The 12,615-nt window shown below is 45.4% G+C and carries 13 protein-coding genes; 7 read left to right on the top strand and 6 right to left on the bottom strand.

What is annotated here, in order from left to right:
- Positions 1 to 79 precede the first annotated feature (79 nt).
- From MHI51_RS13440 to MHI51_RS13450, 3 genes are read left to right on the top strand one after another with little or no spacing between them, the layout of a single operon-like run.
- The gene (locus MHI51_RS13440) at positions 80 to 457 is read left to right on the top strand and encodes a BlaI/MecI/CopY family transcriptional regulator (protein WP_076126059.1); all 378 of its coding nucleotides are present in this window, start codon (positions 80 to 82) and stop codon (positions 455 to 457) included.
- Complete coding sequence (locus tag MHI51_RS13445; protein WP_256718914.1) at positions 441 to 641, top strand: hypothetical protein; 201 nt, start codon at positions 441 to 443, stop codon at positions 639 to 641. The genes MHI51_RS13440 and MHI51_RS13445 overlap by 17 nt, the downstream gene beginning before the upstream one ends.
- Entirely contained in the window at positions 544 to 2,682 is a 2,139-nt protein-coding gene (locus MHI51_RS13450) for a M56 family metallopeptidase (protein WP_256721803.1), read from the top strand. Before MHI51_RS13445 ends, MHI51_RS13450 begins: the two co-directional genes overlap by 98 nt.
- 165 nt (positions 2,683 to 2,847) lie before the next feature.
- Here MHI51_RS13450 and MHI51_RS13455 read toward each other — a convergent pair whose 3' ends face one another.
- Positions 2,848 to 4,911: a methyl-accepting chemotaxis protein gene (locus MHI51_RS13455; RefSeq protein ID WP_076217781.1), complete on the bottom strand. Its 2,064-nt coding sequence runs from the start codon at positions 4,909 to 4,911 to the stop codon at positions 2,848 to 2,850.
- A gap of 374 nt (positions 4,912 to 5,285) precedes the next feature.
- Here MHI51_RS13455 and MHI51_RS13460 point away from each other — a divergent pair, with 374 nt between their 5' ends.
- From MHI51_RS13460 to MHI51_RS13470, 3 genes are all read left to right on the top strand, one after another.
- On the top strand, positions 5,286 to 7,241 hold the full coding sequence (locus tag MHI51_RS13460; RefSeq protein ID WP_405173950.1) for a helix-turn-helix domain-containing protein: 1,956 nt from the start codon (positions 5,286 to 5,288) through the stop codon (positions 7,239 to 7,241).
- Between the two features lie 212 nt (positions 7,242 to 7,453).
- Positions 7,454 to 7,639: a hypothetical protein gene (locus MHI51_RS13465; protein ID WP_076126066.1), complete on the top strand. Its 186-nt coding sequence runs from the start codon at positions 7,454 to 7,456 to the stop codon at positions 7,637 to 7,639.
- A 113-nt stretch (positions 7,640 to 7,752) separates the two neighbouring features.
- Positions 7,753 to 8,211, top strand: a complete 459-nt coding sequence (locus MHI51_RS13470; protein WP_076126068.1) for a hypothetical protein — start codon at positions 7,753 to 7,755, stop codon at positions 8,209 to 8,211.
- Here MHI51_RS13470 and MHI51_RS13475 read toward each other — a convergent pair whose 3' ends face one another.
- A complete protein-coding gene (locus MHI51_RS13475; RefSeq protein ID WP_076126069.1) occupies positions 8,212 to 8,592 on the bottom strand; it encodes a hypothetical protein in 381 nt (126 codons plus the stop codon).
- Between the two features lie 84 nt (positions 8,593 to 8,676).
- On the opposite strand from MHI51_RS13475, the gene MHI51_RS13480 reads away from it, so the two are divergent.
- Positions 8,677 to 9,144 (top strand): hypothetical protein, encoded by a 468-nt coding sequence (locus MHI51_RS13480; RefSeq protein ID WP_076126071.1) that lies wholly within the window; start codon positions 8,677 to 8,679, stop codon positions 9,142 to 9,144.
- A 116-nt stretch (positions 9,145 to 9,260) separates the two neighbouring features.
- On the opposite strand, the gene MHI51_RS13485 is transcribed toward MHI51_RS13480, so the two are convergent.
- The 4 genes from MHI51_RS13485 to MHI51_RS13500 all read right to left on the bottom strand — a co-directional run bounded on the left by MHI51_RS13485 (position 9,261) and on the right by MHI51_RS13500 (position 12,613).
- The gene (locus MHI51_RS13485) at positions 9,261 to 9,968 is read right to left on the bottom strand and encodes an ABC transporter ATP-binding protein (RefSeq protein WP_076275800.1); all 708 of its coding nucleotides are present in this window, start codon (positions 9,966 to 9,968) and stop codon (positions 9,261 to 9,263) included.
- 11 nt (positions 9,969 to 9,979) lie between these two features.
- Positions 9,980 to 10,741 (bottom strand): ABC transporter permease, encoded by a 762-nt coding sequence (locus tag MHI51_RS13490; RefSeq protein WP_076275799.1) that lies wholly within the window; start codon positions 10,739 to 10,741, stop codon positions 9,980 to 9,982.
- Positions 10,713 to 11,732 (bottom strand): ABC transporter substrate-binding protein, encoded by a 1,020-nt coding sequence (locus tag MHI51_RS13495; RefSeq protein WP_076275798.1) that lies wholly within the window; start codon positions 11,730 to 11,732, stop codon positions 10,713 to 10,715. The genes MHI51_RS13490 and MHI51_RS13495 overlap by 29 nt, the downstream gene beginning before the upstream one ends.
- 125 nt (positions 11,733 to 11,857) lie before the next feature.
- On the bottom strand, positions 11,858 to 12,613 hold the full coding sequence (locus MHI51_RS13500; protein ID WP_076275797.1) for a class I SAM-dependent methyltransferase: 756 nt from the start codon (positions 12,611 to 12,613) through the stop codon (positions 11,858 to 11,860).
- Positions 12,614 to 12,615: the final 2 nt, after the last annotated feature.

A 12,615-nucleotide genomic window follows, 5' to 3' on the forward strand; every position in this document is an offset into this window, starting at 1 on the left:
ATAAACGATGCTGACTTGTATATTTTGGATATTGGATTACAAGTGTAGTCATATAGAGGAAAGAAAGGCGGATAGAATGATGTCTACGGAAACTCCAAAGATCTCGGATGCCGAGTGGGAAGTGATGAAGGTGCTGTGGGCAAGTGCCCCACGTACTGCAGGTGAGATTGTTGAAGCACTAGAAGGCAGCAGGGACTGGAACCCAAAGACGGTACGGACGTTGATTAAGCGTCTGACAGAGAAACGGGCTATTGGTTATAACCAGACAGGTAGGGTGTATTCCTATTATCCGCTGGTGCGGGAAGAGGAATGTGTCCAATCGGAGACAAGATCCTTTCTGAAGCGGATCTACGGTGGAACTCTGCGCCCGATGTTGGTCAATTTTTTGCAGGATGAAAAGTTGTCCCGGGAAGATATTGAAGAACTGAAGAGAATTTTGGATGAACGAAAGGACTGAGCCGCTTGCTGGAAGCTGCATACAATCTGTTCGTCAAGGTATTGTCGCTGTCTGCCATGGCGAGCGTGCTGGCTCTGCTGATCTTATTGACCCGCTTCCTGTTCAAGGATCGTTTGAAACCTACCTGGACGTATCTTCTGTGGATACCATTGATCGTGAGGCTGGCTATACCTTGGGCACCTGAAAGCACATTTAGTATTTTTAATCTGTTGCCGCTGGAGAAAGAAACGGCGCAGAGTTCCTTTATTCCGTCAGCGCAATCGGAAGTTGGATTTACTTATGTCCCAGAGTTGACCGGAGGGGAAAAGGAACCGCCGTCAGTTACTGGAATTGCAAAAACTGGACCTTTGCCGGGAGAATCGACACCGGATGATGTGGCACAAGTCAATCCGCATACCGATTCAGGATGGGAGCCGATACATGTACTGGTTTTGGTGTGGTTTGGCGGAGCGGCGGTGGTGCTGGGCATGTCGGTTCGAGCGCAACTGCGATTTACCGCACGGGTTCGACAGGAAACGGAGATTCATTCCTCAGAAGTCCAACGGTTGTTCGAATCCTGTAAGCAGGAAATGCAGGTGCGTCGCCCAGTCAAGCTGATCGGGACGAAGCAGATTGCCGTACCGACACTACTTGGCGTTATGCGGCCCAAGTTGCTGCTGCCCACCTCTACTTTACACACTCTGGAGACGAACGGACTCCGTCATATATTCCTTCATGAGCTGGCGCATGTGAAGCGCCATGACATTTTGCTAAATCTGCTGACAGGTCTGCTGCTGGCCATGCATTGGTTTAATCCGCTGTTGTGGTATGCCGCACGCCAAATGAAAGAGGATCAAGAGGTTGCCTGTGATGCTCTGGCCTTGAAGCATCTTGAACCAGCTTGCCACAGAAGTTATGCCTTGACACTTCTCAAATTGTTAGAAACCTTACCCGATCCGATCCGGTTGGCAGGTACAGCTGGCATTTCAAGCAGCAAAAAGGAAATGGAAAGAAGGATTATTATGATCACCAGGCATAAAAAATTTACGGCAAAAAGCTCACTGCTGGGCCTAGCTGTAATTATGATCTTAAGTGGCTGTACCCTTACAGGAGCAAAGCTAAATTCTGCATCAGCTCCGGCAATGAGCGCTCCTGCTACTTTTCAGGCAGAAGTGCAGGATAAAAATACAACGGCTTCCGGGGTTAAAGGCACTCTTTTGGCGGAAAAAAACGGAATCACGGTATCTGCTAATCCCACTGGGGAGAATACACTTTTGCATAAAGTCACGGTAGATGTGCGTGGTGAAGTAAGCCGTACGTTCTTGTGGAATGCAGGAGAAGATAAAACTCGGCCTCCATTGATTGAAGAAGCAGATGTGAACGGAGATGGAACGAAAGAAATTTTCATACGCATTACGACCGGCACGGGTACTGGACTTTCTATGAGTGAGATTCATGTGCTCCAGCCTGCTAGCTTGGAAGAGCTTGTGGTCGAAGATCCGATCGAAACGTTGAATCAGAAGCTGAAATCATCCATTACACATCGAAATAACCACACTTATGTATCTGCTGAACTGGACGGAAAGCATTTGACCAAAGTGTATGATTACACGGAGGGAGCTTGGGGAGAGAAGGTCGGATTTGGCTCTATAGTTTCATACGAGCTGATAGATGACCAAATTGTAGCCCTTATGTCCGGTGCGGCGTCTATGTCTGAGTTTCCGCTCGAAGTTATTGCCGTTTACGGGAAGAATCTGACCATTGAGAGCGCACAGATGTACTATGGATCGTTTATATCTCCACCACTCAGTGAACAGGATATCAAGTCCATGATGGAAAAACAGCTTCCGGCAAGTGGTTGGACCTTTAGCAAAGACGGAGATCAGTATAGGGTGGATATAGATCCACTGAATGGCGTAGGGGAAGGCAATAGCTATAAAATAAATCCGCTTACCGGAACGGTTCATGACGTAACTTCTGGCAGTCCACTGAGAAGTCTTGTAAACCTAGAAGCGATAGATCTGTGGAACTTCTCTAACGGTACAGAATACCAGAAGGAACTGTATAAGTTACTCCAACCAATCTTTGATACAGAGGGTTTCAAGCCAACAGATACGGACTTGATTTCAGGCTTTATCGGGGATGGTTATTTGTTCAGTGATGTTAGGCAAGGAAGCAGGGAATTCACGATTAAAGTAGATGTCTTTACTGGTCAGTGGGAGGAAATTCCTGACCCGTATCAATAGTTAAGTTTCAAGGTCTGTACCGTATTATTGAAGAGACCATTACTAGCGAATTGAAACTAAAAGCAGCCAGTACGCGCCGATAGATTATCGGCATGCACTGGCTGCTTAATTTTTCTAGAAGGGAGGACAGTCTTACGACTGTGAAAATTACGGATGACTAAAGGACTATTCGACCTGGAACTGGTTTAATTCGTTCTGAAGCTTTTTGGACAACTGATTGAGCTGCAGGGACAGTTCGGCAACCTGTTCAATGCTGTCCAATTGTTCCTGCGTACTTGCGCTAACTTCTTCCGTTGAAGCGGAATTCTCTTCTGTAGTTGAAGAAATGATTTCGAGTGCCTGTAGGATTTCATCTTTGTGTTTATGGACTTTGGAGGTGTTGCTGCTGATTTGAATCATACGTAATCTTAAAGCCTCCAAATCGCTATTGATGCTAAAGAATACCTGTTTCGTAGCCTGCACGGATTTTGCATTTTCTTCGGCAATTTCAAGTCCTTGGGCTGTGTATTCCACAGATGCTCTAGTTTTCTCTTCGATTTCATGAACCTTTCTGCCAATCTCCTGTGTAGCCTGTGCAGTCTGCTCCGCCAACTTGCGAACCTCTCCGGCAACAACGGCAAATCCGCGTCCCTGTTCTCCCGCACGTGCTGCTTCTATGGAAGCATTTAGCGCCAGCAGATTGGTTTGCGTAGCGATTTGATGTACCGTGTCCACGATGCTCGAAATTTCATGACGGCTTTGATCAATATCATGGATGGCAGACGATATCGAATGAGTGGAGTTATGATTTTCTTCTGCCCATTTTGATAACTGATCTAATACACCCAACCCCAGTTCGCTCTGGTCGGCAGAAGCCTGCACCATCGTCTCTATGGCTATGGCATCATTAGCGATTTCGTCAATTTGACCAGATAATGATCCGGTTTTTTGCAAAATCGTATCCGTTTCGATCGACTGATAGTTGGTTGCATTCGCAATCTCATTAATGGCTGTGGCTGTATCGTTCATCGTTATAGCTGTACGGGAAGAAATAGATTGCAGATCCTTTGAGGACTGGTTTAATACCTGAGCGGAGGTACCCACTATTTGGAGCATCCCTTGAATTTTCTGGACCATGTTGAATATTCCGTTGGAGATTTGTCCAATTTCGTTGTTGGAATAGGCATCAAATTGAACCGTCAAATCCCCATTTTCCACCCGTTTGATTTTGGTAAGCAGCTTCGGTATGGATCTGAGCAGATAACGGAGCGTGATATACGAAAATAGAACGAGCAGAATCGCCGCTGCAACAAACCCGCCAATCGTAATCCAGGTGAACTTTTTTAATTCGGAGAGCACTTCCCGCTCTGAAATAGTTAAACCTACGGACCAGCCGGTATCTTTACTTGTAGCATAGCCGATGTAACGGCGTTCTCCGTTGTCATTAATCAGATGTACGCCGGATTCACCAGTGATCATTTTCTTGCCGATTCCCCCAAGATCACCTGGCAGCTCATTAATCTTTTCCTTTGTGACCTTAGACTGGTCTGGGTGATACAGAATATCACCTGTTTTGGAGGCGAGAATGGAATAACCTGTGCTGCCTAGCTTATAGCTTTCCATTAACTCCGGGATATTTTTAGACGCTATATCAACCGCGACAAAACCGATTAATGTATTGTTGTCATTTTTTATCGGATAGAAAATACCCATCAGCATATCGCCTGTAGTGATGTCAATATAAGGATCGGAGTAGTACAGGCCGTCTGCTTCGACTGCTGGCTTATAATACGGCCGTTCTTTAATGTTAAAAGCAGCATCTGATGTCGTACCATTGTTGAGGATATAAAAACCTTTGCCGGCAGTACTAGCAATCCATGCATCTGCAAAAGTGGGTTCCACCTTTACAATGGCAGCTAGTGTCTTTGCTACCTCAGCGGCATGCGGAGAAGTTGTGGCCATTTCAGGAGCTTCGGTGGTTTCGATGTATTGTTTGAATAAGTTATTCGTTGACATTTGCTTGACCAGTGAACCCTTTTCCTTAAATAGTGCATCAAATTGACTGACAAGTGCCTGTGTTTTGGTCTGAAGCATAGATTCTTGTTGTTTCACAAGTATGCTGCGAGTGCTGGAAAACATAAAGGTTCCCAAGATTGAGAAGACGACAACAATAATAACTAAAAGTACAATGGACAAAGTATTTGCTATGCTTGATGAACCAAACCGCCTTTTTTTTAGTTGTTGTAACATGCTACCATCTCCCCCAAGTTGTCTCTGAGCAAATAGCTCATAAGAACATATCGGAAGATAGTGAGATTTTCGAAATAGTAATTTTGAGAATGAAAAAATTAAATTAAAATGGATGATGCACAGGATAAATCCTTGACTGGTGCGGGATTTCAAGATGGTGGGGGGAGAGGGAGATCTTAACAATTAGCCTGTAGCTTGGCACATTGCAGCTACTGATTAGAGGCGAATTGTTGTTTTTTTAGGTGATGCTTAACTGCCTTTATCAGACTTCTTGTTTGTAGATTGCTTCCAGCTCTTGCGGTTGATAATGATTATCAATTATACTTCCGATAGGAAGGAGGCGAGTAAAGATTTTAAATGCTGATGATAATTTGATGCTCTGGGATTATGCACATATCCGGCTGATTGATATTCGCCATATGTTGTTCAAGGCAGGAGACAAGCTGACCTCCTATAGGTTCCCGGCTGCAGGTTTTTTATATATGGTTCGCGGCAACGCGGTTTTTCGGCTCAATGGAAATAAACATGCTGCAGAACGTTTTCATATCCTACACAGCGGAAAGGGAGGGCAACTGGATATCGATTGGGTCAGGGAGGAAATGGAGTTTTATTTTATTTTCTATAAAGCCTCGCTTTCGCTAACGTCCGGATCAGGTGTACGCAGACTTTTTGAAAGAAACAGTCCTTTTCAAAAACAATATGAATTTGCTCCGAATGCTCCAGTGGCTTTGCTGTCTCAAGTAAAGGAGATGCACCGGAAATGGCTGGACTCAAGTTCACTTGAACGGATTCAGATCAAAGCAATGCTTTATCAATTTGTCTACGAAGTTGAGCGGCAGAGACAGGCATATGGAGTCTATCCCGTCAAGCCGGATCTGGTGGAGCAAGCAGTTCGATACATACGAGAATATTACAGTCAGCCTATTACCTTATCCTCTATTGCAGAGCAGCTTAATTATAGTGTGGCCTATGTGGCGAAGCAGTTCAAAAGCAAGACGGGTACCAGTCTGATTGATTTTCTTATTCGGACGCGAATAGATAAGGCGCAGGAACTGCTGCTAAATACCGATGCATCATTGCAGGAGGTTGCCGCCGGAGTGGGGTACACGGACCTGTCCTATTTCATCCGTATTTTCAAGAAAACAACCGGTGTGACTCCGGGTAATTTTAAGTCATTGGCCCTAGGCTCTGCCAAAGGATCAGATCGTCCTAAAATCAGGCTAAGATTGTCTAATGCAGGATGGGCTGAGCCAAGTTATATTGTTAATGATCATGATAATCATTATCAATATAGAAGAAAAGGGGATTTACCGATGGTTAGAAATACAAAAATGTCAATGGGAGCAGCGATGCTGTTATGTCTGGTTTTAATGCTTAGTGCTTGTTCTTCAGGGAACAGTCCTGTTAATTCTGTGAATGCTGGCCCTAGTCCGGTATCCTCTGTGCAAACAGAGACAAGTCCACCGGACTCAGCCGCCAATTCAAAATCTACAAGAGTATATAAAGACAGTCAGGGGCATGAGGTTGATATTCCAGAGCGTCCACAGCGGATTGTGCTGCAAGGTAATTCGATCGGAGACCTGCTGGCACTCGGGATTCAGCCGGTCGGTGTCGACCGCCGGTTTATTGAAGAATCAGTCTATTTGGATAAGGAGACAACCCCGGCACAGGATATTGGATTTCCTACAAATCTGGAACTTGTTTTGGATCTGGAACCGGATTTGACAATGCTGGGTTATGTGATGGACAAACAATATGAAGAAGTGTCCAAAATATCACCTACTGTTGTATTTGACCAGAGTAAACCCTTGTCTGAGCGTCTGCCTGTCATTGGTGAGATAGTGGGTAAAAAGGCTGAAGCAGAGCAACTGTTGTCCGAATATAATCGCAAGGCCGAGAATATGTGGAGCGGATTGCATCAGGAAGGCAAACTTGCCGAAGGAGAAACAGCGGTAGTGCTGATTTATTATTGGAACAAGACAATGTATTTGATGAAAACTGGTGGTATTCCTGCACTGCTGTATCAGCCGCAGGGCTACAAAATGTCCGAGGCAGTGAAGGAAATCGAGCCGGCAGAAGGTGCACCCTATATTGAGGTCTCCCCTGAGCTAATGCATAAGATGCTTATTGGTGACCATTTGTTTGTCATCTATCCGGCCAATGCTGATGCGGAAAATTCCTTTAATGAGTTAATGAAAACTGCGTTGTGGAGCTCGCTCCCTGCTGTAAAGAGCGGAAAAGTTACTTTTGTGGAGACTAAATGGAATTATGACGATATGTTGACCAGCAGCATGCTGCTGGATGAGTTCCCTAAACTGCTGGCTAAATAAATGAGATCTCAGGTTAATCCGCAACAAAGAAGCAGAGGAGGAACTCGCTGCTTCTTTATTTTGTTTATAAAGTAAAGAGGGTTGAATATAGAATAGTAATCGGTTATTGTTTTTTGTTGATTAGCTAGACTCCAAGAGTAGCATCGATTAATCTGAAGAAGTGGAATGCGGGTTATGATTGAATCGTCGACATAGATAAACGGAGGCTGACTATGACTTACTCACAGATCTGGAACAACTCAGGAAATGAAGCCGATATTCTTTATTTGGAGCAGCAGATTAAGGCCGTTAAAAAAGAAATAAAACGAGCAGAAGCTGCAGAGCTTCAAGAAATATTGGATCAAGCGAATCGTAAGCTGGCTGAATTGGAAGCGAAGCTGGACGAGCTTGAGGATTAGGAGCTCACCGCCCTTTTGTACCGTTTGAACTTTATGTTTCTGAATTTGCACCGGTGTCTATATAGTTTTATAATTGTAGTTTACTTAATCGTATTACTGGGAGGAATGGGGAAATGGATAAAAATAGAAAATATATGCTTGTCGGTGCGCTTCTGACAGGGGTAGGTGTCTCTTTGATGGCCTATACAGCAAGCCGCTATACTTCGTTTAAACGAATCGTAGCCAATACCATCCGTTTGGAAGAAATCGCCTCTCTAGAAATCTCGCGATTGTCTTCAGTTCCCGGTGAAAAGAAAGACATCATTATTACTGATCCTGCTGTTATTGAGCGGATTTTTGCTGATTTCTCTCATGTTCAATTAATGAAATCGGCCCGAAATGTCAGTTCTGACAAAAACTTCAGTTATTATATTACGATAGTTCAGGCTGACTGCAAGCAACGATTTGATATTATTTTAAAAAGCAGACAGCATATGATCATTTATGATAATGATTTAAGCAATCCTCACTTGAATGCCTATAAAATTATCAGCCCTTATTATCCGCAAGCACTGGAACAGGTTTTCGACTGATTATATAGAGGTGCGCAATGAAGTAATATCATAGCCCATTTCCTGCATAGCATCCAATCCATTTATGATCTCTATTGTCCGGGTGCCGTCCCAGCCTTTAGCCGTTCCATATTCGATCCATTCGCGGATACGCTGTGGATGATTTAGATTATAGACATCTTCAAAACCCTTTTTATGGTTTTGCAGCAGATAGCCTGTATTTAGCGGACAACCGGCAATAGGATCATCCCATGTTAGGAGTTGGATGCGGAGGGGGTGGAGCTTTACATTTTTATGATAAATCTTTAATTCAAGCAGACTCCGTTCGTCATGGATTCTCATGCCCAATATATAGCTGTATTCCAGTTCCCTGAGCGTGATAGAACGCAGCTTTTTTTTCATGAAAATCGCCTCTCATCCTAATAATTTTGTTATCATAGCAAGCATAGGGATATTTTTCAAGCAATCAACAGGAAGGATGTTTATATGAAGTATGAATTTGGGGTCATGGCATCCATTACAGAATTGGTGGAGTACCCGGATGAGCAGAGTGATACCTATATTCCGCACCCGAATTTTCAGATCATCATGGATCAATTGGGTATTACAGTACCCGTTGCTGAGATTTATGAACATTTTTTTGCCAACCCTGTTCACACCGGACATGTGCTCGTTTACAGCAATCCAGAGCAACCAAACGCTTGTATTGTCCTCGACACTTACCGTGATCCGCTGGACCAGCTAGACATGATTTATTTCGGATGGCGCTGTTCGTCCGAGAAAGACAATATCCGTGAGCTGTCCCGGCGTTTTTATGATGAATGTGAATTTGCGGTCCGTTATGAAGAAGGTCAATCCGTGCTTTACAAGGTGTTGAAGGAGGATACCTATCCGCGAAAATTTTACTATAATACCGTGTTTGAGCAGCAGTTGAAACGATACCCGGCAAAATAGGCGCTAGAAATACATAACCGAATCACTTAGCACAAAAACGCGAGTTCAGGGCAATGCCGCCCAGACTCGCGTTTTCTATTTACCTGTTTTTGAAATGCTCTGCATCATTCAGGCAATTACTGTGCCGTCAGCAGCTGCTCCAGAATTTCGGCGCGAATCTTCAGCAGGCTCAGCTCTTTCAGCGAACGGCTGCGCTGTGGAGTATCAATTTCAATAATTTTTACAATCCTGCCCGGATGTCGGGACAAGATCATAATTTCATCCCCCAACAGCAGGGCTTCATCAATATCATGCGTAACAAAAACGATGGCGCATTTCTTGCGCTCCCACAATGCGATTAATTTCTGAACTAAATCAAACCGCAGATGATAGTCCAGGGAGTGAAAAGGCTCGTCCATCAGCAGCATATTTCCGCCGTGATAAAAAGCGCGGGCAATGGAGCAGCGCTGCCGCATGCCTCCTGACAGCTGATGAGGATAATGATTCTTGTAGGCAGCAAGCCCGACCTCTTCCAAAAATGCTTCGATTTCCGATGCAGAGGTCGGAGAAGCCTCCTTAACAAAGCTGATATTCTCACCAACTGTAGACCACGGCAGCAAACAATCCTCTTGAAAGACATAGGACAGCTTTAGCTCTGGATGCACAGTGACCCTGCCGGAATCGGCGCTTTCGGACTGTGACAGGATATTCAGCAACGTTGTCTTTCCCGCACCTGAAGGGCCTAGAATGCAAATTATTTTTGGCATCTGGATTTTAAGACTGATTTTTTCCAGGACAGGAACTCCCGAATAGTGCTTGGAAACTTCTTGTAGTGTAATAAGCATAAGCCCCACCCTTATTTATTCAAATGCGTCGGCAGGCTTACCCTGCTGCGGAACAGAAATGTAATGCAAGATTTGATCACATTCCAGAAAATAGCCATAAACAATGCCAGGGCAAACACGCGATCGGTCTCCAGATTTGTTCTGGCATCGGACAGCAGGCTGCCGATCCCGTCGACGGAGGTCAACAGCTCCGCCATTACGGCCAGCTTCCAGCCCAGTCCCGCTGAGGTGATCATGCCCGATTTCAGATAGCTTTTGAGCGAAGGCAATATAATATGCCGGAGAATCTTATTGCCGGGCACATGATAGACCTTGGCCATCCGCATCAATTTGCCATCGATCGCCGCAAATCCCTCGTACAGATTGACCACCAAAACCGGTGTAGTGGACAACACGATAATAAAAATTGCAGGCAGATCCGTAAGCCCAAACCAAATGATCGCGATGCCCAGCCAGGCGATCGGCGGCACGGATTGCATTATATCGATGACAGGTTCCAGATAAGGCTTCCAACGCGGATAAAGTCCAAGCAGCAGCCCCAGACAGCCGCCCAGCAGCAGAACGCAGACCATGCCGATCAGCAGCTTGAGCAGCGTGCGATAAACTGCATAATAAAATTCCGGATCACCGAAATAGCTCAGGACCGTGCGCATCGTCTCCAGCGGGCCAGGCAGGACAAAAGGGTCCATCTGCATAGCTCCAAGCTGCCACAGCAAGGCAATGCCCAACAGGGATATGGCTTTTTTACTTAGGCTGATAATAGAACTTTTCATCGGGAAGCTTGCCTCCAATGCTGTCCTTGCTGTAATTCATCAGCGTCTGGTAATACGTTGACAGAACCTCTTTGCTCTCGGAAGCGGAGGCGAAATCCAGCGCCATATGCGGAATCGCTTTCTCAACCACACCGGCATCCAGCTTGAAATACTTGTTGGCCAACTGAGCCGCCTCTTTGGGGTTGTCCAGCGTCCATTGCAGCGCTTTTTGATATTCTTCCTGGAAGCGGGCGACCAGTTCCGGCTGGCTGGCAATTACTGACTGCTTGGTTGCGAGTCCGGCGTTGGGCAGATCGGTGTTTAATTTGGTAACCTGCTGCCATTCCTTTTTGTAATCCACGATCGAGCGCACCTGATCATTTTTCATTTGTATCGCGGTAATTTGCGGCTGAATGCTCACAATTGTGGAGGCCTTGCCGGATAACAACAGCTGAGCTCCTTCAGCCAGCTGGGTGTAATGCAATGTGATGTCTTTCCCTGGCTCCAGTCCGTTATGCTTCAAAAAGGTCTGCGTAATATAATCGACAGGCGAGGATTTCATAGGCACATACAGCGTTTTTCCTTTAAGATCCGCCCAGCTCTGGATGGACGGATCTGTTGTAATCATGCTCATCACTGACCAGGTATTCACATTCATCAAGGAAAGATCCATTCCCTTGTTATACATCACGACGGCATTGTTCAGCGGCAGAGCTAAGAAGCTTACTTGATTGTCCTTAGCCAGCGCGGTCAGCGTGTCGATGGACTCCCAGGTTTTGAACTCGATGTTGACCGATTCTCCCAACGCCTTGGATTCAATTAGCCTCAGAATAGGCAGAGAAGGCGGAGAAGGAGGGCCGCCGACCGTGATATTCAGTATTTCTGCCGGGCCAGCGGAGGGAGCGGCGGATTTGGGCGAATTTTCATTTTTTTGTTGCGAACAGGCACTTAACATAAAAAATAAACTTAACAGTAAACTGAGGCACAGGGCATAAACAGATTTAGCTTTCATCGTGAGTTCCTTTCAAGCGGTTATTTTGACAGCTAGATGGTAATGTTGATGAATTTTATTGATAATTATTCTCAATTACAGTGAAAATAAAAACCTATCATAAGACATGATAGGCCTGCGCCCAACTATTTTTTGCTGCTGCAAACGGCAATATAATTCAGATCTTTACCCGTCGTATTAAAAAAGGTATACATCTTTTTGAACTGTTCCCGGTTCTCTTTCTTGAGCCCGTTTTTCACAATACGCAGCGCCCCGATAACCCCTTCATCGCGAATGAGTCCATTGATACTCATTAAGGACATGGGACCGGTAGCATTGTCTACTTGCTTAAAGCCTGCGGAGTGGAACAATCCCGCCCAATGCCCAACAGACAGCGGCTCGACATTGATGTGAATGGTGCGGCGAAGCTCGGCTAGATGTTCTTCCATATTTTCCTTGGCAAAGGTAATATCATGTGTTAGCAGAATGCCGCCAGGCTTTAGTACCCGATAGTATTCGGCGACTGCCTTTTCCTTCGCAGGCTGGTTAAGCATCGTGAGCATGGCTTCATTAATGATAACGTCAAAGCTCTCATTCTCAAAAGGGAGCTTCATCGCATTGCCTTGCCGGACATGGATATAGTTTTCCAGATTGGCATTTTTAATATTTCGGTTTGCTTTTTCCAGCGCCCGCGGGTCCATATCAATGCCGGTAATTTGACAGTGGTATTTCCCGGCCAGTTGAATGGAGGTGGTGCACATATTGCAGGCTACCTCCAAAACCTGGCTGTCCGTACTCAGATTGGCTTGCTGGATCAGCCAGTTGGTTGCTGCAACGCCGCCGGGCCGCAAACGTTTTTTTCCCAGCCGCGCCAAAAAATTATGGCCTACTTCCTTTTTCATCG

It is taken from the genome of Paenibacillus sp. FSL H8-0260 (assembly GCF_045040625.1).
Classification (GTDB): domain Bacteria; phylum Bacillota; class Bacilli; order Paenibacillales; family Paenibacillaceae; genus Paenibacillus_AQ; species Paenibacillus_AQ odorifer.

Coding starts and splice junctions, on each gene's coding strand:
- MHI51_RS13485 (WP_076275800.1), bottom strand. CDS start 9,968: ATGCTTATTACACTACAAGAAGTTTCCAAGCACTATTCGGGAGTTCCT.
- MHI51_RS13490 (WP_076275799.1), bottom strand. CDS start 10,741: ATGAAAAGTTCTATTATCAGCCTAAGTAAAAAAGCCATATCCCTGTTG.
- MHI51_RS13495 (WP_076275798.1), bottom strand. CDS start 11,732: ATGAAAGCTAAATCTGTTTATGCCCTGTGCCTCAGTTTACTGTTAAGT.
- MHI51_RS13480 (WP_076126071.1), top strand. CDS start 8,677: ATGAAGTATGAATTTGGGGTCATGGCATCCATTACAGAATTGGTGGAG.
- MHI51_RS13500 (WP_076275797.1), bottom strand. CDS start 12,613: ATGAAAAAGGAAGTAGGCCATAATTTTTTGGCGCGGCTGGGAAAAAAA.
- MHI51_RS13465 (WP_076126066.1), top strand. CDS start 7,454: ATGACTTACTCACAGATCTGGAACAACTCAGGAAATGAAGCCGATATT.
- MHI51_RS13455 (WP_076217781.1), bottom strand. CDS start 4,911: ATGTTACAACAACTAAAAAAAAGGCGGTTTGGTTCATCAAGCATAGCA.
- MHI51_RS13460 (WP_405173950.1), top strand. CDS start 5,286: ATGCTCTGGGATTATGCACATATCCGGCTGATTGATATTCGCCATATG.
- MHI51_RS13445 (WP_256718914.1), top strand. CDS start 441: ATGAACGAAAGGACTGAGCCGCTTGCTGGAAGCTGCATACAATCTGTT.
- MHI51_RS13475 (WP_076126069.1), bottom strand. CDS start 8,592: ATGAAAAAAAAGCTGCGTTCTATCACGCTCAGGGAACTGGAATACAGC.
- MHI51_RS13440 (WP_076126059.1), top strand. CDS start 80: ATGTCTACGGAAACTCCAAAGATCTCGGATGCCGAGTGGGAAGTGATG.
- MHI51_RS13470 (WP_076126068.1), top strand. CDS start 7,753: ATGGATAAAAATAGAAAATATATGCTTGTCGGTGCGCTTCTGACAGGG.